This window comes from Acinetobacter sp. ANC_7588 (assembly GCF_056783995.1).
The window spans coordinates 19,063-39,540 of sequence record NZ_JBWYIU010000018.1 but is presented as its reverse complement, the minus strand read 5'-3'; the positions used below and the strand labels follow the sequence as shown (position 1 = coordinate 39,540).

Annotated in this window: 17 protein-coding genes and 1 pseudogene; 7 read left to right on the top strand and 11 right to left on the bottom strand. The window is 38.9% G+C overall.

Annotated elements, in window-relative coordinates; genetic code table 11:
• Positions 1-114 precede the first annotated feature (114 nt).
• A complete protein-coding gene (locus AC1M9J_RS14210) occupies positions 115-2,052 on the bottom strand; it encodes an ATP-binding cassette domain-containing protein (RefSeq protein ID WP_481952529.1) in 1,938 nt (645 codons plus the stop codon).
• Positions 2,053-2,203: 151 nt separating this feature from the next.
• Positions 2,204-3,436: a tyrosine--tRNA ligase gene (gene tyrS, locus AC1M9J_RS14205; protein WP_171076798.1), complete on the bottom strand. Its 1,233-nt coding sequence runs from the start codon at positions 3,434-3,436 to the stop codon at positions 2,204-2,206.
• A gap of 63 nt (positions 3,437-3,499) precedes the next feature.
• Between tyrS and AC1M9J_RS14200 the strand changes: the two genes are divergently transcribed.
• Entirely contained in the window at positions 3,500-4,627 is a 1,128-nt protein-coding gene (locus AC1M9J_RS14200; RefSeq protein ID WP_481952528.1) for an anhydro-N-acetylmuramic acid kinase, read from the top strand.
• Between the two features lie 47 nt (positions 4,628-4,674).
• Here the strand turns inward: AC1M9J_RS14200 and AC1M9J_RS14195 are convergent, their stop codons facing one another.
• Together AC1M9J_RS14195 and AC1M9J_RS14190 are read right to left on the bottom strand one after the other, a co-directional pair.
• Positions 4,675-4,977, bottom strand: a complete 303-nt coding sequence (locus AC1M9J_RS14195) for a monooxygenase (RefSeq protein ID WP_481596663.1) — start codon at positions 4,975-4,977, stop codon at positions 4,675-4,677.
• A gap of 11 nt (positions 4,978-4,988) precedes the next feature.
• On the bottom strand, positions 4,989-5,723 hold the full coding sequence (locus tag AC1M9J_RS14190) for a DsbA family protein (protein ID WP_481952527.1): 735 nt from the start codon (positions 5,721-5,723) through the stop codon (positions 4,989-4,991).
• 117 nt (positions 5,724-5,840) lie between these two features.
• On the opposite strand from AC1M9J_RS14190, the gene AC1M9J_RS14185 reads away from it, so the two are divergent.
• Both AC1M9J_RS14185 and AC1M9J_RS14180 read left to right on the top strand, forming a co-directional pair.
• Entirely contained in the window at positions 5,841-6,755 is a 915-nt protein-coding gene (locus AC1M9J_RS14185) for a LysR family transcriptional regulator (RefSeq protein ID WP_481592401.1), read from the top strand.
• Between the two features lie 107 nt (positions 6,756-6,862).
• A complete protein-coding gene (locus tag AC1M9J_RS14180; protein WP_481592400.1) occupies positions 6,863-7,708 on the top strand; it encodes an alpha/beta fold hydrolase in 846 nt (281 codons plus the stop codon).
• Between the two features lie 35 nt (positions 7,709-7,743).
• Here the strand turns inward: AC1M9J_RS14180 and erpA are convergent, their stop codons facing one another.
• The 7 genes from erpA to dnaA form a co-directional block, all read right to left on the bottom strand.
• Positions 7,744-8,079, bottom strand: coding sequence for an iron-sulfur cluster insertion protein ErpA (gene erpA / locus AC1M9J_RS14175; RefSeq protein WP_035268624.1), 336 nt, complete (start codon positions 8,077-8,079; stop codon positions 7,744-7,746).
• A gap of 143 nt (positions 8,080-8,222) precedes the next feature.
• The gene (locus AC1M9J_RS14170; protein ID WP_035268621.1) at positions 8,223-9,227 is read right to left on the bottom strand and encodes a putative solute-binding protein; all 1,005 of its coding nucleotides are present in this window, start codon (positions 9,225-9,227) and stop codon (positions 8,223-8,225) included.
• A gap of 287 nt (positions 9,228-9,514) precedes the next feature.
• Positions 9,515-10,522, bottom strand: a complete 1,008-nt coding sequence (locus tag AC1M9J_RS14165; protein WP_481589590.1) for a putative solute-binding protein — start codon at positions 10,520-10,522, stop codon at positions 9,515-9,517.
• A 307-nt stretch (positions 10,523-10,829) separates the two neighbouring features.
• Positions 10,830-13,298: a DNA topoisomerase (ATP-hydrolyzing) subunit B gene (gene gyrB, locus AC1M9J_RS14160; protein WP_035268615.1), complete on the bottom strand. Its 2,469-nt coding sequence runs from the start codon at positions 13,296-13,298 to the stop codon at positions 10,830-10,832.
• A gap of 55 nt (positions 13,299-13,353) precedes the next feature.
• Entirely contained in the window at positions 13,354-14,436 is a 1,083-nt protein-coding gene (gene recF / locus AC1M9J_RS14155; protein WP_481590914.1) for a DNA replication/repair protein RecF, read from the bottom strand.
• Positions 14,437-14,465: 29 nt separating this feature from the next.
• Positions 14,466-15,614 carry a DNA polymerase III subunit beta gene (dnaN, locus tag AC1M9J_RS14150; RefSeq protein ID WP_180028822.1) on the bottom strand — a complete coding sequence of 383 codons (1,149 nt, stop codon included), beginning with the start codon at positions 15,612-15,614 and terminating at the stop codon, positions 14,466-14,468.
• Positions 15,615-15,720: 106 nt separating this feature from the next.
• Positions 15,721-17,106: a chromosomal replication initiator protein DnaA gene (dnaA, locus tag AC1M9J_RS14145; RefSeq protein WP_035268607.1), complete on the bottom strand. Its 1,386-nt coding sequence runs from the start codon at positions 17,104-17,106 to the stop codon at positions 15,721-15,723.
• Between the two features lie 644 nt (positions 17,107-17,750).
• Here dnaA and rpmH point away from each other — a divergent pair.
• The 4 genes and pseudogenes from rpmH (at position 17,751) to yidC (ending at position 20,401) form a co-directional block, all read left to right on the top strand.
• The gene (rpmH, locus tag AC1M9J_RS14140; protein WP_000831329.1) at positions 17,751-17,885 is read left to right on the top strand and encodes a 50S ribosomal protein L34; all 135 of its coding nucleotides are present in this window, start codon (positions 17,751-17,753) and stop codon (positions 17,883-17,885) included.
• Positions 17,886-17,917: 32 nt separating this feature from the next.
• Positions 17,918-18,310 (top strand): ribonuclease P protein component, encoded by a 393-nt coding sequence (gene rnpA / locus AC1M9J_RS14135; protein WP_035268604.1) that lies wholly within the window; start codon positions 17,918-17,920, stop codon positions 18,308-18,310.
• Between the two features lie 9 nt (positions 18,311-18,319).
• A pseudogene (yidD, locus tag AC1M9J_RS14130) lies at positions 18,320-18,641 on the top strand (membrane protein insertion efficiency factor YidD).
• Between the two features lie 5 nt (positions 18,642-18,646).
• A complete protein-coding gene (yidC, locus tag AC1M9J_RS14125; RefSeq protein ID WP_035268599.1) occupies positions 18,647-20,401 on the top strand; it encodes a membrane protein insertase YidC in 1,755 nt (584 codons plus the stop codon).
• Positions 20,402-20,478 lie beyond the last annotated feature (77 nt).

Genomic DNA, 20,478 nt, shown 5'->3' with positions numbered 1-20,478 from the left:
TCAAAAAATTATTAATATTTTCAATATTTAATCACATAAATAAAATTATATAACTCAATATTTTATAAAAAAAGCCCAATTTTCATTGGGCTTTTTTTATTTAGAAATTATTCATTAATCTTCGAATGAACTTTCTAACTCTTCAAGTTCCATCATCAGTTCAAGCATTTTTTCTTCTGCTTGTGCTAATTTTCCTTTAAGCTCAGTTTGTTCATTCATCAATTTTAAAAGATCATCTTTCCGAGATGCATCATAAAGTGATGCATCCCCTAAAGCATCCTCAATTTGAACTAAACGTGGTTGCATCTTTGCAATCTCAGCTTCCAATTTTTCGATATTTTTACGAATTGGGCGGCTCATTTCACGGCGACGCGCAGCTTCTTTACGCTGTGCTTCTTTATCTACTTTAGAAACTACAGGCTTATCGATCACTTGAGATTTCACTGGCTCAGGTGCTTGCTGCCCTTGCTTCATCAACTCTGCACGTGCTTGACGTAACCAGTCTGCATAAGCGACCAGATCACCTTCAAACTCACGACATTTACCGTTATGCACTAGGAGTAATTCATCACAGACACTTGCAATCAATTGACGTTCATGTGACACCAGCACCACTGCCCCTTCAAAATCTTGTAGTGCCATAGTTAATGCATGACGCATATCCAAGTCTAAATGGTTGGTCGGTTCATCTAGAATTAAAACATTTGGACGCTGCCAGACAATCAAAGCCAATGCTAAACGTGCACGCTCCCCCCCAGAAAAGCTTTCACACGGTGTATCCATACGCTCACCAGAGAAGCCAAAACTTCCTAAGAATGCGCGTAAAGTCGCTTCACTGATCTTCTTATCTGCGATACGAGATAACTGCAACATTGGACTCGCATTACCATCTAATGCATCCATTTGATGTTGGGCGAAATAACCAATATTAAGTAATTCGGATGCTTTACGTTGACCTTGGATTAAAGGTAAATCACCCACCAAAGACTTAATTAATGTGGACTTACCTGCACCATTCATACCCAGCAGACCGATACGGCTGGTTGGCGTGATTTGTAGCTTCACATTGGTCACAATCAGTTTGTCGCCATAACCAATATCAGCACTATCCAGTTGTAACAACGGAGAACTCATTTTGGTCGGTTCACGGAAGCTAAAGGTAAAAGGCGTATCGACATGCGCAGCAGAAAGCTCTTGCATTCGTTCGAGCTGTTTAATACGGCTTTGTGCCTGTTTTGCTTTGGTTGCCTTAGCTTTAAAACGATCAATATATTTTTGCAGATGTGCACGTAGCTCGAGCTGTTTCTCATAGGCTTGTTGTTGCTGAGCTAAACGTTCACTTCGGGTACGTTCAAATGTTGAATAGTTGCCGGTATAAAGCGTTAGTTCTTGGTTTTCGATATGCAAAATATGGTCGGTAATGGCATCCAAGAAATCACGGTCATGCGAAATCAGTACCAATGTGCCTTCATATGCTTTTAACCAGTCTTCTAACCATAAAATAGCATCTAAATCTAAATGATTCGTCGGTTCATCAAGTAAGAGTAAATCTGAACGACTCATCAAAGTACGCGCAAGATTTAAACGCATACGCCATCCACCAGAGAAACTTTTTACGCTAAGTTCTGACTGATGTTCAAAGAAGCCTAAACCAGCCATCAGTTGTGATGCTTTAGACGGCGCTGAATAGCCACTAATTTCATCAAAACGACCATATAAATTTGCCAAATCTTGATCAGACAATCCGTCAGGATGCTCAAGTTTGTGTTGGATATCCCAATACTCTTCATCACCTGATAGAACGAAATCAATCGCTTTCATATCCAGCGCTTTAATCTCTTGCGCCATATGCGCCACTGTCCAAACCGATGGTCGTGTCAATGAGCCACCATCTGATTCCATGCCCCCAAGTAATGCTGAAAACAACGTCGATTTTCCTGCACCATTGACACCTGTTAAACCAATCTTCCAACCAGGGTGAAGTTGCATAGACGCTTTTTCAAATAAAATGCGACCGCCGCGGCGAATGGTAAGTTGGTCTAACTGAATCATAGATATTCAAACAAATAAGTATTGGATGGCGCATTTTAATGGATTTCAACCAGAACAACCAAAAATTAATCCATCTTTCATCTTCATTTCATTCTTGACATAAAAAAGCCATCACTTGGGATGGCTTTTTAATCATGCAAAACTTAATGATTTAGTCAGTAAAAGTTACTTTAGCAATGGCCTTTTTACCTGCTTGAACAATCACTGTTTTGTTTTCGTTAATTGAGAATGATGCATCCACCACTTCCCAATCAACTTTTACGGCTCCACGTGAAACAGCATCTTTTGCTTGCGCTGCATTTTTGGTTAAACCTGCTGCACGAACAATAGAAGCAATAAACATTTCACCACCGAATTCACCACGTGAAATCGTCACTTCTGGCGTTCCTTCAGGAAGCTCACCCTCTGTGATGATATTCCCTGCACCTTTATGTGCATTCGCAGCAGCTTCGCTTCCATGGAAACGCTCCACTAACTCGAGCGCTAAGATACGTTTAATTTCTTGAGGGTTACGACCTTCGGCCATTTCTTTCAATAAGCCTTCGATCTCTTCCATTGACTTGAAGCTCAGCAGTTCGAAATATCGCTCAATTAAGCTGTCTGGCATTGAAAGTACTTTTTGGTACATCGCACCAGGTGCATCAAATACACCAATGTAGTTACCTAAAGATTTAGACATTTTGTTGACGCCATCTAAACCTTCAAGAATTGGTACAGTGATACACACTTGTGGCTCTTGATTATAACGACCTTGTAAAGTGCGCCCCATCAGTAAGTTAAAGGTCTGATCAGTACCACCTAACTCAACATCTGCCTCGAGCGCGATAGAGTCATAACCTTGCACCAATGGATATAAAAACTCGTGAATCGCAATCGGCTGTTGGTTGTTATAGCGTTTAGTAAAGTCATCACGTTCAAGCATACGTGCAACCGTTTGCTGTGAAGCCAATTGAATCAGATCAGCAGCAGTTTTTTGAGCAAACCATTCTGAGTTAAACACCACCTTAGTTTTATTTGGATCAAGAATTTTGAACACTTGTTCCTGATAGGTTTTCGCGTTTTCTAAGACTTGCTCACGTGACAATGGTGGACGAGTTGCACTTTTACCTGTTGGGTCACCAATCATCGCAGTGTAATCACCAATCAAGAAGAATACTTCATGACCTAAGTCTTGGAACACTTTAAGCTTGTTAATTAATACCGTATGACCTAAGTGTAAGTCTGGTGCTGTAGGATCAAAACCCGCCTTAATTTTCAAAGGACGATTCAATTTTAATTTCTTCAGAAGATCTTCTTCTGAAATAATTTCATGTGTGCCTCGTTGAATGAGGGCAAGTTGTTCTTCAGCAGGCAGGAAATTTGACATCACAAAACCCAAATACATCTGTTGTTCAATTTGTGCGATATACTAACACTTTTTCAGCACAATGCAGGCTTAAGAATAATCATGACCACAATCTACATTGGTGTAATGACTGGCACGAGTATGGACGGCGTCGATTTTGTAGCCGCTTCTTTTGATCCATTACAGATCCATGCAACGCTGACATTAGCCTTTGATCCAGATTTACGTGATGAACTGATGGCACTTACTTTGCCAGACGATAATGAAATTGACCGCATGGGTAAAGCTGATGTCGCTTTAGCACAGATGATCGGTCATGGAATCAATCAACTTATACAAGAAAATAATCTCGATAGAACTCAAATAAAAGCCATTGGATCTCATGGTCAAACGATTCGTCATCGTTCCGAACATGGATTTACCCTGCAAATTGGTGATCCCAACATTATTACTGAAATCACTCAAATTCCTGTGGTATCAGATTTTAGACGCCGTGATATGGCTGCTGGTGGTCAAGGTGCACCTCTAGTGCCAGCATTCCATCAAGCCTTATTTCAGCATCCGACGATACACCGTGTGATCTTAAATCTCGGTGGAATTGCCAATGTCAGTATGTTACCTGCGGGTGATCCTAAAGGCGTATATGGTTTTGATACTGGACCAGCCAATATTTTGATGGATGCTTGGTGTGAACGTTACACAGGGCAGCCTTATGATGAAAATGGCAATTGGGCTGCTTATGGTACGCCTATTCGTGCTTTGCTTGATCGTTTGCAATCACATGACTTTTTCTCGAAAGAGCCGCCAAAAAGTACTGGTCGTGAAGACTTTAATTTGGAATGGTTGGATGAACAAATTGCGGATTGGCGTAGCGATGTTGAATACGATGAACTTGAAGATACGCCTGAAAATGTTCAAGCAACGCTGATGAAACTCACGACACGTGCCATTAAGAAAGCCATTTATCGTTCCCCTATGGACACAGGTGAAGTTTATGTCTGTGGGGGTGGTGCATACAACTCACAATTATTAGAACAATTACGTTGGCGTTTACGTAAACATGAGTGGAGTGTTCAAACCACAGCAGATTTGGGATTAGCACCGACTTGGGTGGAGGCGACCGCTTTTGCGTGGTTGGCTATGCGATTTGTAAACCAACTTGCTGGTAATTTACCTGAAGTGACAGGAGCTCAAGGAGATCGAGTTTTAGGAACGATCACTGCGGTTTAAATGAAGAATCGATGTATCCACTATCCTGAGTTGATACATCGATTTACTTAAACAGGTGCAAAATTCAATTTTGAAAGTGGCAAGTTTACAGCAAAAATTCGATGTCTACATTCAGTAAAGCCATTTTCCCTTAAACGCTGAAGATGCATATTTAGATAATCCTCTGCATCTGCTTGGCTTTCAAATAAGTAAATTCCACCTGCTTCTTTGGACGCTTCATTTTCAGTCCAAATTTTCCAAATCAAGCCTTTCTCATTTGCTATTGAATCCGCGAGTGTTTTGAAACTTTCAAACATTTCATGACCCCACGGTCCATCATAGGGGAAATCAATTTGTAGAATAATTGCCATTCAACTTTTCCTTATATACGCGCATCTTTGATTAAGTCATCAATAGCTTGTGTTAATTTTTCCAATGCCACATGACCAGAGCCTATGATTTTGACATTGTCTCCATGACGTATCACAAAACTTGGGAACCCTTTTATGCCCCAACTTCTGTTAAGCTTGAACTCTTCATAGGTCGCTGTTTGGGTCTCAGGTAATTCAAACAACGTTGAGAATACGTCAAAATCTAGCTCAAATGTTTCACATATACTTCGATAATATTCAAGCTCGTTCGGATCTTCACCATCCACATAAAATTTATATTGGATTTCTGAAAAAAATGCCAAAAGTTTTTCATCATGATGATCATGGTCTTGCCAAAGTTGTCGAGCAACGTAAACAGCACGTGCTGAAGGCTCGGTATCATAGTTAAAATGTGCTCTTTCTAACAATTTTTCAGTGAAAGGTTGTTTAGTCAGTCTCTGAATATTTTTCCATTCGGTGCGTAAAAAATTCTTGAAAGTATCGGTCCAAGCATCACCTCCACCAGGTCTTAAACCACCGCTAATCACTTGAAAGCCAACACCATGCTGGATTGCATATTCACGCGCTTGTTTAATGACATTTGAACTTCCCCAACACCATGAGCACATTGGGTCACCCACATAAATCAGGCTGAGGTCAGATGCTACATTGACCACTGCATTTTGGCCTTTTTCCAATTCGGCTACTGAACAAGTACCGGTTTCTAAATCACAATTCAGTGTCATTGCTATGTCCTCAATTTGCTAAATCAGATCATTTGCTACATCTGATCGATTGACTTAACTTAGCGGTTCTATAATGATGTGAATAGACAATAAAAATGAAAGGTGGTGTTCGATTTTATGAACAGCTTACCCTACTCAATCGATGACCTATATTGGTTCGTACTGATTGCAGATGCTGGAAGTTTATCCGCGGCAGCAAGACGTTATGATATTGCTAAATCCACGTTATCCAATCGACTTTCAAGACTTGAAAAATCCTTAAATATTAGATTATTAAATCGAAATACTAATTCAAGCTCAGTAACTGATGCTGGTAAGATTTTCTTAAAAGAAATCTCCCCCCTATTTCATCAAATTGAATCGCTGACGAACGATCTCACACAATTAGAAATACAACCCAAAGGTCGAATTCGAATAGCTGCTTCGGGAACTTTTGGAAAATTGGTGGTATTGCCTTTAATCTCTCAATTTTTAATTGAATACCCACACATTGATATTGAAATTGATTTGAATGACAGCAAAGTTGATTTAATTTCTGGAGGATATGACTTAGCCATCAGACTTGGTGATTTAGCAGACTCTACACTCCATGCTCAAAAGGTTGGACAAGTTCGAAGAATTTTATGTGCCAGTCCGACCTATCAAATGCATTGTGGCATTCCTGAACACCCAGAGCAACTGTGTGATCATCATTTTATCTCGCATAACCGCGAGCTGTCCAAAATCACACTTTTCAAAAACGGTACGATAAAAAAATTTAAAATTTATACCCATTTGATGGTGACACCATCCGAACATGCACTTGCTGCTGTAGAAGCACATTTAGGTATTGCCGCCGTTGCAGAAATCCAAGTGGCCCATCAATTAGTCAACTCAACGTTAATTCATATTTTACCTGAATGGTCTCTAATCCCTGAAGATGTCCACTTGGTTACTCCGAGCTTAAGCTATCGGACCTTAGCTTTGAGACTTTGCTTAACGTTCTTACAAAAACAAATCCCAATACAAATACACCGTTTAATCAACCCATAATATTGTCAGACAATGAACGACCTTCTTTCACCTAGAACTGACCCGTTCAGCCCTAGTTCTATCATCCAAATTTGATAAAGATATGTAAAGGAAAGAGGGTATTGATTATGGAAAAACAACAACGAATCACTGAGTTTCAAAAAGGTAATCTTATTTTTGATGTAATAGACAGCGGTCCAATCGATGGCAGTCCAATTGTGCTATTACATGGTTTTCCTGAAACATCAAAAATTTGGCAGCATAGTGCCGAAATACTAAACCAACATGGTTTTCGCACCTATGCGTTAAACCAACGTGGATATAGCTTAAGGGCTCAACCGAAAAAACGCGCAGATTATGCCATTCAACATTTAGCAGATGATGTAAATGTTCTACTTGACTTAATTGGAGAGCCTTCATATATCGTAGGACACGACTGGGGCGCAGTCGTTGCTTGGGAAGTTGCTCTACGTTATCCTAATAAAATTAAACATTTGACCGCGATCTCCGTCCCTCACAAAGCAGCATTTATGCGGGCTTTTTACAGCAGTACACAACTTTTTAAATCCTATTATATGGGACTATTTCAGCTTCCATGGATACCTGAGTTGCTCTTTAATAAAACACCTCAAATTGGCGAGGCTTTATTAAAAAATTCTGGGATGACAGTTGAACAATTAAATAACTTTAAACAAGAAATGATCATAGAAAAACGGCTCAGCCCATCACTCAACTGGTATCGAGGTTTACCTTTTAGCTCTAATAAAACGCTATTCAATAAAGTCAAAGTTCCCACTTTATTTATTTGGGGCAAAGATGACGTTGCAATTGATGCTAAAGGTGTTCAGTTCAATCAAAATTATGTTGAAGGTCCATATACGGAAATTCATTTAGAGGCGAATCATTGGATTCCAGTTCAAAATTATCATGAGCTGACTGATTTAATTCTGAAAGAACAGCAAAAATTATCATAAAAAAAGCCCGCTTAGCGGGCTTTTTTTGCTGCATATTAAATTGAGAATGAAGATCCACAACCACATGTCGTTGTCGCATTAGGATTTTGCACGATAAAGCGAGATCCTTCCAAACCTTCGACATAATCAACAACTGAACCAACGAGATATTGATAACTCAGTGAGTCAACAAGCATCTTCACATCACCATTCACAAATTCAGCATCGTCTTCATTTTGAGATTCAGCAAAATTGAATCCGTAAGAAAAACCAGAGCAACCACCACCTGTCACATATACACGTAACATCAAATCTTGATTTCCTTCGCTCTCACGAAGTTGACGAACTTTATTCGCAGCATTGTCAGTCAGCTCAAGTGCTTGGGCAGTCATGATGGATTCCTCAAAAAATTAAATAGGCTTTGAAATTAAAAGACCATATATCAAGTATAACATACTCAATATATGGTCATAACTCGAACTTTAAAGTTTATTCAGAGTAAATTTATCGGATTTAAATGTAACGTCCTATGAACTTATTTGTAGTTCTCATCCTGCAAGCTACATTCGAAGTTTGTCGGTTCATTCTTACAACGGAACTGCCAAAGTAGTTTCATCATTTGTTTGTTGTAAACACCTTGTTTAGTAAGTGCAATACGAGATTCACGCATCAATTTTTGATAACCAGGTTTATCTCCAGCTGGAACATTCATCCAATATTTAGCCGGAATATCCGCTTTCATTTTGCCTAAAATTTGATTCGCACGTGGTAATTGTGTTTTCACCCAATCACGCGATTTCTGTCCGAAACCTTCAGGGAATTTATCATGACGAATGATGATATTACCGGTAACTTGAAGAATTGGATAATTCACAATTGCACCTTTCGTTCCTAGCCCTTTATGAAGTTCTAAAGGACGGAATACCGCTGCTGGTGCACCAATAATATCAACTTGGCCATTATTGAATTTACTACCAAAATTAGTGACATCAGAACTCACTGCTTGCGCACCAATTTGCTGTACCATAATTTTTTGTGCCTGATCATAATCAAGTACGGCGATCTTTTTACCCGCAGCTTTAGCAACCGTATTAATACTACGATCACGCACCATTAAATAAGCATCACCAACAGGAATCACACCTGCAACTTCATAGTTGCCATTTTTCATATGTTTTGCAAAGGTTGGACTTGCTAAACCTTGCATGACTTTAACAGCTAAATTGAGATTAGTAATCGCACCAATGGCATCTAAAGAGCCAGTGAAATTATTAAACTGACGACCGCGCATCCCTGTGATACTTACACCGTCACATTTACCTGCTTTGAAATCTTCAGCAATTACGCCTTCATTTTGTCCGACTTTAAGCTCAATATCAGCTCCCCACTGCTTAGCAGCAAGTTGATAATCTTTCATTAACGCATAGACATCGCCGTTTTTACCGACGAGATCAAACACGCAGACGACTTGCTTTGCTTGTGAAGCCGTTGCAGCAGTCATTAAACCTGCTGATAGCAATAATGTTTTGGTTAAATTCATTTTATTGTTTCCTATTCCTTCTTTCTTATAGTCTCGAATATCCCATATCGAACACCTTAAACTTCAGTGTCAGTGTGTTGAACTAAAATGAGATTACACGATCCAATTGTGTAGATACTGATCCTGAGATGCTGTATGTATATGGTTTTTAGATACAGATCATTTAAATAGTACTTATTGTGATTAAAGCATACTTTTTTCTTATAAATGTGCATTGGCGAAAATGACATAAAATGAATAAAAAAAATCCTAGACCAGGTCTAGGATTTTTTCTTTAGAAATCAGAATTATTCACCACCAAGTGAACATTCGAAGTTGGATTTATCGACAGAGCAACGTGCTTTCTTAAGAACAGACATCATCTCTTTGTCATAAATACCTTGTTTAGTGAGATCCATACGACCATCACGAAGTAGTTTTTGATATTTCAGCTTTTCTTCAGCTGAGAATTGCATTTTGTACTTAGCAGGAATTTCACCCTCTAAACGCTTGATCATTGCGTAGCTTTTCGGCAAGTTTTTAACAAACCAATCACGTGATTTTTGACCAAACCCTTCAGGGAATTTTTCAGGCTTCATCACAAAGTTTGCTGTAATGTGTACCACAGGGAAATCAAACATTGCCCCTGTACTACCTAAACCTTTATAAATTTCAAGAGGCTTATAGGCATATGCTGGTGCACCCACCATATCCACCTGACCATTATTGAACTTCGCAACAAAGTTTGAAACATCAGATCCGACTGCTTGAGCACCGACACGTTGCACCATAATTTTTTGTGCGGGGTCATAGCTTAATACTGCGAATTTCTTACCTGCAGCTTTTTCGATTGAATCAATTTTTTTATCACGCACGAAAATATATGCTGCCCCTAGTGGTGCAATACCAGCCACTTCATATTTTTTCCCACCGAGATTTGTGACCATCTTTGCAGCATTACGTTTGTCTAAAGCAAAAGTAATCGCACGTTGTGCAATTGCATTTGATGGTGCGCCACCTAAAGAGTCAATCGAACCCACAAACTTGTTATATTGACGAGCACGCATCGCTGTTAAGAAAACAGCATCACACTTACCTGCTTTAAAATCATTATCGGCTACAGCCTCATCTTGACGTGGAATCAGATTGATATCTGCACCCCAGCCCTTTGCTGCCAATGCCCATTCTTGAGCCATTTGAAACGATTCACCAGACTTACCGAGTAAATCAAATACACACACATCAACCTTTGCTTGAGCAGTTGAAACCATACCCATGGTTGAAGCCGCCAATAAAGCCAGAGTTGTTTTTTTCATTCTTAGTTCCTTTTAAGCATTTAAATGGATTCTTTTCCATGACAAAAATTTTAATCACTCTCTATTTAAAAAAATAGAGCTATTGCTCTATTTTTTATTATCTAATTATAAGTTATTGAATTTTATATTTTTAATTATTTATTAATTTCGTAAATGCTTATTTAATTATCTTTATATTTCATATAATAAATAAAATATGTGACTTCAAGCACATCATTTTATTGAAATTAATTCCCAAAAAATGACTTAAGATTTTAGATTGATACAAAAAAAGCACTCCTAAGAGTGCTTTTTTTAACTTATAGCATTAAGCATCAATATCTGCATTCAATGCATTCTCTTCAATAAATGCACGACGTGGTTCAACATCATCACCCATGAGACAAGAGAACATGCGATCTGCTTCAATTGCATCATCAATCGTCACTTGAAGCATATTACGATTTTCAGGATCCATCGTGGTTTCCCAAAGCTGCTCTGCATTCATCTCGCCCAAGCCTTTATAGCGTTGGATCATCATGCCACGGCGTGAATCTGCCAATACTTGTTGCCATACTTGATGGAAGTTAGCAACATTGACTTTACGCTCACCTTTTTGCAAATAAGCCCCGTCTTCAAGTAACGTAAACCAACTCTTTGAGTTTTGAAGTAAACGTTTATATTCACCTGAACCCAACAAACCAGCATCTAATAAATAGTGATGAGGAAGGTTGTGTACATACACTGTTAAACGTGGCCAATAATGTGTTTCACGTGAACCATCTGCGAGTTCTTTTTCGAATGCTTCGAGCGTGAATTCAGGTCTTAAGCTTGGCTGTTGTGTTTCAATTGCTTGACGCAATTGCTCAGCCCAAGACGTCACATAAGCTTCATCTTGATTTTGATCTAATTTAAATGCATCTAAACCAAGTAAAGCATCTAACAAAGTTGCAGGATAACGAATCGTTAATCGCTGTAAGCTTTTTTGTGATGTCTGATAATCAGCAATGACTTTTGCAAGCGCTTCACCACGAATCGCAGGTGCGTCAGCACTGATATGTAATGCCAACTCATCAATTGCATTCGAAATTAAATATGTTTCAAGCGCATCATTATCTTTAATATACTGTTCTTGCTTACCTTTCTTTAATTTATAAAGTGGTGGCTGAGCAATATAAATATGACCACGTTCCACTAATTCCGGCATTTGACGGAAGAAGAACGTTAATAACAGCGTACGAATATGTGAACCATCCACGTCCGCATCGGTCATAATAATAATTTTGTGGTAACGTAATTTGTCTGGATTATATTCTTCACGACCGATACCACAACCTAATGCTGTAATCAGTGTTCCAACTTCAGCAGAAGAAATCATCTTGTCAAATCGAGCACGTTCCACATTTAGGATTTTACCTTTAAGTGGTAAAATCGCTTGCATTTTACGATTACGACCTTGTTTCGCTGAACCACCTGCTGAATCACCCTCGACAAGATATAGTTCAGATAAAGCTGGGTCTTTTTCTTGGCAATCCGCCAATTTACCAGGAAGACCTGCTATATCAAGCGCACTCTTACGGCGAGTCATTTCACGTGCTTTACGCGCTGCATCGCGTGCACGCGCTGCATCAATAATTTTACCCGCAATCGATTTAGCCGCAGCTGGATTTTCAAGAAGATATTCTGAAAAAGCTTTATTCATTGCTTGTTCAACAGCAGGTTTTACCTCGCTCGATACCAATTTTTCTTTGGTTTGAGAAGAGAATTTTGGATCAGGAACTTTCACTGAAACAATAGCTGTTAAACCTTCACGTGCATCATCACCAGAAACTGCAACCTTCTCTTTTTTGAGTAAGTTTTCGTTTTCCATGTAGTTATTAAGGCCACGAGTTAAAGCAGCTCGGAAACCAGCTAAGTGAGTACCACCATCTTTTTGAGGAATGTTATTGGTAAAGCAACGTACGTTTTCTTGGTACGTATCATTCCATTGCAATGCAACTTCAACACCAATGCCATTATCAGCTTGCGTGGTAAAGTGAAAAATATCGTTAAGATGCGTTTTTCCTTCGTTAATGTATTTAACGAATTCTGATAAACCACCCTCATAATCAAATACATGTTCTAAACCAACACGTTCGTCACGTAGAACAATTCGGACGCCCGCATTTAAAAATGACAGTTCACGTAAACGACGAGCTAAAATATCGACATTGAAAATGGTCTGACTGAATGTTTCAGCACTTGGATAAAAACGTACACGAGTACCTGAACGATCTGTATCGCCCACCACCTTTAAAGGGTATTGAGGGTCACCATGGCGGTATTCTTGTTCATGAATTTTACCAGCACGATGAATTGTGAGTTCCAGTTTACTAGACAAAGCGTTTACAACTGAAACACCTACACCGTGTAAGCCACCAGAAACCTTATAGCTGTTGTCATCAAACTTACCACCCGCATGAAGAATCGTTAAGATGACTTCAGCAGCAGATACACCTTCTTCAGGGTGAATATCTGTGGGAATACCACGACCGTTATCTGCGACAGAAACAGATTCGTCTTCGTGAATGGTAACCAGAATTTCATCACAGTGACCAGCAAGGGCTTCATCAATCGAGTTGTCCACCACTTCAAACACCATATGGTGTAAACCAGTACCATCATCCGTATCACCAATATACATGCCTGGACGCTTACGTACTGCGTCTAAACCACGTAATACCTTGATGCTAGAGGAATCATAAGCCTTTTCAATGGTTTGTTCTGTTTGAGAAGCAGCTTGATCTTCTGAACTCATGGTTACTCCCTAGTGAAAAAAAGGTCTATCCAAAGATGGAGAAAACTTCAAAAAATTATTGCACAACAACTTGAACAGAACCGTTTTCAACATTGAATAATTGATAGGAAATAGACAAATCATGTAAATGCTTTTGTACAGATTCATGGTCTAAAGTGGTAATGAAAACTTGACTACCAAGTTGGCTCAATCGCTCAATTAAACGTTGTTGTGCGGTTATATCTAATTCTGCTGTCACATCATCTAATAATACCACAGTTTCCTTATTAGACGCATGCAACATTGCGATCTGTGACAATTTTAAAGCCATGATTAATAATTTTTTTTGCCCCCGTGACAGTACGGCATCTGCATCTCCTGTTGGGGTTTTTAACTTTAAATCTGCACGGTGTGGACCATATTCTGTATAGCGTCTTTCGCAGTCTTTTTGATGATACAAAATCAAGTCTTCAGCCAAGCCATGTTCCACATGAAAGCCTGCTGCATACTCCATATGGATCTCGATATCTGGTAATAGTGTTTTAAGATCTTGCTGAAAAAATATCTGCCACTGTTCAACAATAGCCTGACGTTGTAAATGTAATATTTCACCGTACTCACTAAGCATTTTGTTCCATGCTTCTAAATCTTGCAGCGTCAGATTACGTTTTGATTTTAATAAGCTATTTCGTTGTTTTAATGCTCTAGAATAAAATTGCCATGCATAGTAAAAATCTGGTTCCACGTGAAACATTAACCAATCAAGCAATTGTCGTCTTGGTTTAGCTCCGTGATCAATAATATCTGTACTCAGAGGGTCAATAAGCTGTAATGGTAAAATTTTGGCTAGCTGTCCTTGCGTGGCAATACTATCCCCATTCACTTTAATATTTTGCTCACCTGTAATGAGCTTTTGCATACCAATCTTTTCAGTAGCAGACTGTGCAAATACAATCGCATCCTGCATTTGATTTTGAATGTAATGTTTAGGAATATGTGTACGAAAAGATCGACCAGTGGCCAATAAGTGAATTGCTTCTAATATAGACGTTTTTCCTGAACCATTTTGTCCATAAAAAACATTAAACGGTTGCAACTCTTGGAGTGCAACCGCTTTTAAATTTCTCACACGCTGGATATTTAAACGCGTAATGAACATGACCAGATTAAACTAAATCAAAAACAACATTAAACACGCATCGGCATGACGACATAGGTTTGATCTTGATGTGCTGGATCTTGAACCAATACAGATTGGTTTGCCTCAGTCATTGTCATTAATACATCATCACCATCCAACACATTCAATACATCCAAAATGTATTGTGCGTTGAATGACATTTCCATAGGTGCATTATTGTATTGAATCGCAAGATCTTCAACTGCCTCATCTTGCTCAGGGTTATTGGCACGAAGTTGCAGTGAATCTGGATTGAAGTTTAAAAATACACCACGTAATTTTTCGTTACTCAGAATAGCAACTCGCTGTAATGATTGTTTGAAAATATCATGTGCAATCGTAACTGTTTTATCACCGCCACGAGGAATAACACGTCGATAATCAGGGAATTTACCATCAATTAATTTTGTAGTAATACGAACAGTAATATCCCCCTGCTCTTTATCACGGCTTGGAATTGTCAAAGTAACATTCAGGAGCTCACGACCAATTAACAGCGAGAGTTGATTATCTTCGATACTCAATAGACGCTGTAATTCACCGACCGCTTTACGAGGCACAATTGCTTGCACTAACTGCGAAGCATTTGAACTGGCCAATGTTTCACAAAGAGCAAGACGATGTCCATCTGTCGTCACTGCACGAAGCTGATTTTCATCAATTTCAAGTAAAGTACCTGTAAGATAAAAACGGACATCCTGAACAGCCATCGCAAAAGAGGTTTTTTCAAATAAACGTTTTAGTTCACGTTCAGTGACCTGAACTTGAGTCCCTTGACTATTTTCAGTCGTTAATAAAGGGTAATCCTCAGCAGATAATGTTCCTAATACAAAGCGGCTATTACCAGATTTCAAAATACAACGCTGGTCTTCTGTGATTTGTAAATCAATCAGTGCTGCTGTCGGTAAAGATTTACAGATATCCATCAATTTACGTGCGGGTACTGTGGTTTGACCTGCTTGTAAACATGCTCCCTCTAAAAGCGTTGTACTCGCAACAAGTTCAACTTCAAGATCGGAACCTGTAATCGTCAGTGCATCTTGAGTAACCTGAACTTTGACGTTTGAAAGAATATTTAACGTATGGCGACGTTCTACAGCACCTACAACATGAGACAAAACATTGAGTAAGCTTTCTTTCGCGATCTTCAAACGCACGATGGATTTCCTCTAAAAACAGTATATCGACGACAGACTAAAACACTTTTAATCATGTACTATGCGGCAGAATATGCCGCATTGCAAGAATAGAATTTAAACAGATTTAGCTTTGTAATAAGCGCATTAAATTTTTGTAATCTTCATTAAAGATGGGATCTTCAGCACACAAACTCTGCACTTTTTCACAGGCATGCATGACTGTACTGTGATCACGACCACCAAATGCCATGCCAATTTCAGGAAAACTGTCGCCCGTTAATTCTCTCGCAAGCCCCATTGCTAATTGACGTGGTCGAGCATATATACGAGTTCGTTTAGGTCCAACCAACTCTTTCAATGGGATACGAAAATATTCACTGACTACACGCTGAATATTTTCGGTGCTAATAGTACGAGCACGAATCGCAAGAACATCTTTCAGTGATTCTCGCACCACATCTAAGTCGATTGGTGTCCCTTTAAAACGAGAAATCGCGACGACTTTATTTAATGCACCCTCAAGTTCACGTACGTTTGCCACAACTTGCTGTGCAATAAAGAGCGCACAGTTACGAGGCAAATCGATACCATTACTTTCAGCTTTTTTAAGTAAAATCTCAATTCGAGTTTCAATATCAGGCGGTTCTACCCCTACCGATAATCCCCATGAAAAGCGAGATACCAAACGAGGATCTAACTCGGTCAACTCTTTAGGATAGCGATCTGAGGTCAAAATAATTTGTTTAGATTCATCTAATAAGGCATTAAACGTGTAAAAAAACTCAACTAAGCTGGCTTCTTTACCTGCAAGTAAATGGATATCATCCACTAAAAGTAAGTCCAGTGAACGGCAATTTTTTTTAAATTCTTCGACTTTACCTTGTTGAAGTGAACTCACAAAGTCCTGAACAAAACTTTCAGCAGTCATGTACATCACACGAGCATTTGGTTTAGCTTGTAATAAAGCATTACCCACTGCTTGCATCAAGTGGGTCTTACCTAAACCAGTCGGACCGTATAAAAATAACGGGTTATGTTGAGGTTCGCCTAACTGAGTTAACACTTTACGGCAGGTTTCTGCCGCCATCTGATTTGAACGCCCTTCGACGAACAATGCAAAATTAAACAGCGGATTTAATAATCGTTTTTTTGATGTTTTTGTATTTTGCTGCTCATTGCTTTCTTTTTTTGCTCTGACTACAGGTGCTGCTGCTGAAGACTCAAGCGCTGCAGTTGTTGTCGCAGGTTGCTCTGAAGCAGATAAAATCGCGCCTGGTCGTGAGTCGACTAAAATTTCAACTTTACAAACACGTCCTTCAGACATTTGTTCTGCAAGAATGCTAATTAATTCTAAATGATGTTCTTGAATATAGCGTGTCCAGTAAGGATTAGGTGCATAAAGCTTTAAAACACCATCTACCTCTTCGGCAACCAATGGACGTATCCACATTGCAAAGACATTATCTGAGAGCTCTTGTCGCAAGCGATTTAAGCAGTCTGTCCACAGCATGTGAAACCCCTCATTCCATTTAAATTTAAAAACAACCCCATGAGATTGGGGAGGCAATCATACCCAAGTTATCCACATATGTCATGAGTAATTTTGAACTTTAAACACAAATAATCAAATTTAAAAGTCTAAATTTAAATTTAAAATAGGGTGTGGATAAGGTTTTCCACAAACTGTGGATAAATAAAAGTAATAACTTATCCACAATCTATAAAAAATATGAAAACATAGTTATCAACAACCTAAGTATATATATTTAAAAAAAAATAATGCCTTATCCATAGAAAATTAAAACCCTAATAGTAATAAATTTAAATTTATAAATTTGAATTTATTTAATAAGATTCGGTTTTCTGTGGATAATCATTCCTTGTGTTTAAATTTAAATTCAAATTTAAAAATCAGTCATAATTAAATTTCATCTTGTGTATAAGTTTATGGATATTTCTGTGGTTAACTTAAATACTATAATAAAAACATATATTTATTTTGTGTATAAATAGATTATTTAACAAATTTGTATCTTTCTCAGACTCAAGCAACTTTCATCAAAAGTGTTACACAATACTGTTTAATATTGACAGAACAAACAATGCACAATACAATCGCGAACCTTTATAGAACACCAACTTTGGAGTTTCGATATGAAACGTACTTTCCAACCATCTGAATTAAAGCGTAAACGCGTTCATGGTTTCCGTGCTCGTATGGCGACTAAAGCTGGCCGTCAAGTATTAGCTCGTCGTCGTGCAAAAGGTCGTCACAGCTTAACTGTTTAATACCAGTTTAGTTTATCGACGATTTGGGTGTTATGACACTTTATAGTTTCAGTCCAGAGGTGAGAATCCGCTGTGCTGCAGATTACAAAGGTGTATTTGATGGTGCGCTTTTTAAAGTGCATCAACCCCATTTCTTATTTTTAGCTACACCGACTAAACAGCCTAAAAGCCGTTTAGGTATTGTTGTTGCTAAAAAGAAAGTGCGCCGTGCACATGAAAGAAATCGAATAAAACGTATTGCTCGCGAAAGTTTTCGCTTAAATCAGCAAGATATAGATTTATTGGATATTGTGGTCATGCCTAAGGTAGGTATTGAGTCGATTCCGAATGCTGAATTGCATAAGCAATTACAATTTGCATGGCAGAAGCTACAGCGTCTTGTAAAAAAACATCATAAAATATCAGTTCCCTCTCCTCAAAGTTAGAGGTGGCCAATGGTCCGTATATTGCATTGGTTGATTCGTTTCTATCAAATTGCGATTAGTCCGCTCCTTGGACCTCGTTGCCGTTATTTCCCAACTTGTTCTCAATACTCGTTAGAAGCTATTCATATACATGGCCCGATTAAAGGTGTCTGGTATGCAACGCGACGGATTTGTCGTTGCCATCCGTGGGGTGGAAGTGGATATGATCCTGTTCCCAAAAAAGCAATTCGTTTTATTTCATTTCAGCAAATAGATTCTCAAATGACTCACGTTACTGTACCCTTGCGTGAGCGTTTATTGAACCAAAAATCACTCTAACCAATTGGGGTAATCGATATGCAACAATGGGCCAGGTTTGCAATTCTCGGGGCCATGTTTGTCACCGCATATTTGCTTATTCTTGCTTGGCAAAAAGACTATGGTCAAACTGAAACAACTGCTGCGACAGCACCTGCTGCCGTCGTTGCCCAAGATGTTTCTGCTGATCTGCCAACGAGCCAAACGACAGCGGGTTTAACTGATATACCGCAAGCAAATATTGCAGCTGAACAACAAGACACAACTACACCTGCAACAGCAAATCAACAATTAGTTGCTGTTCAAACTGATTTATATCATCTTTGGATTAACCCTAAAGGTGGTGACATTGTCCGTGTTGAACTACTCAATCATGATAAAAGTAAAAATAGTGAACAACCGTTCGTTATGCTTGAAAATGATGAGAAACGTACTTATGTCGCTCAATCAGGTTTAATTGGTTTAAATGGACCTGACAGTAGCCGTAGTGGACGTCCAACATTTGAGTTTGAAAAGTCGACTTATACTTTAGCTGATGCTCAAGCAACCACCAATAAAGATGGTGAAGCTGAGAAAGTGTTAAAAGTACCAATGGTATTAAAAACGGCTGATGGTGTTGAAATCATCAAAACGTTCACTTTCCAAGAAGGTGCATATCCAGTTAACGTAAGTTATCAAGTGATTAACCGTAGTCAGCAAAACTGGCAAGGTCAAATGTTTGGTCAGATCAAACGTGACAATTCTGAAGATCCAGGTAAAACTGATCAAGGAATCTTTACGCTGGGCACTTATTTAGGTGGTGCTTGGGGTACACCTGATGAGCACTATAACAAATTAAAATTTGATAATTTTAATGAAGAAAAGTTAAGTGTTGAGGCTCAAGGTGGTTGGGTTGCAATGGTTCAGCATTACTTTGTAAGTGCTTGGGTGCCTGGTAACTTCGGTAACCAGCCGTATTCTGCAAAAATGGAGTCACGTAAATCTGCTGATGGTATGAATATCATTGGCTTTACTTCGCCTACCATTAATGTACCAGCTGGCAAAACAATGACTGTTGATGCAACATTCTACTCAGGTCCAAAAATTCAATCTGAATTAAAAGACTTGGCAACTGGTTTAAATCAAACGGTTGATTATGGTTGGTTATGGCCAATTGCGAAATTGCTATTCTTAGGTTTGCAATTCTTCCACGGCATTGTTGGAAACTGGGGTTGGTCAATTATTCTGTTGACAATTCTTGTGAAACTTATTCTTTGGCCTCTTTCATCTAAGAGCTATCGCTCTATGGCGAAAATGCGTGTGATTGCACCAGAAATGCAACGCATGAAAGAAGAGTTTGGCGAAGACCGTATGCGTTTCTCACAAGAAATGATGGCACTTTATAAGCGTGAACAAGTCAATCCATTATCTGGCTGTTTACCTTTACTTCTTCAAATGCCAATTTTCTTGGCTTTGTATTGGGTGCTCATGGAGTCTGTTGAGTTACGCCACGCTCCTTGGTTAGGTTGGATTCAAGATTTATCTGCAATGGACCCATGGTTTATCCTACCATTGTTGATGGGGGTGACGATGTATGTTCAACAAATGTTGAACCCACAGCCGACAGATCCAATGCAAGCAAAAGTCTTTAAGTTTATGCCGATTATTTTCACGGTGTTCTTATTGTTCTTCCCTGCTGGTCTTGTGCTTTACTGGATTGTCAACAACTTGATCACGATTCTTCAGCAAGGTCTGATCAATAAGAGTGTTGAGAAAGCTCGCTTAGCAAAAGAAGATACAGCATCTACGAACTAAGTTTTGTTAGTAGCTGAATCGATCCGCTTAAGGTGATATCCTTAGGCGGATTTTTTTTGCCTAGCTTTGAGATCAAT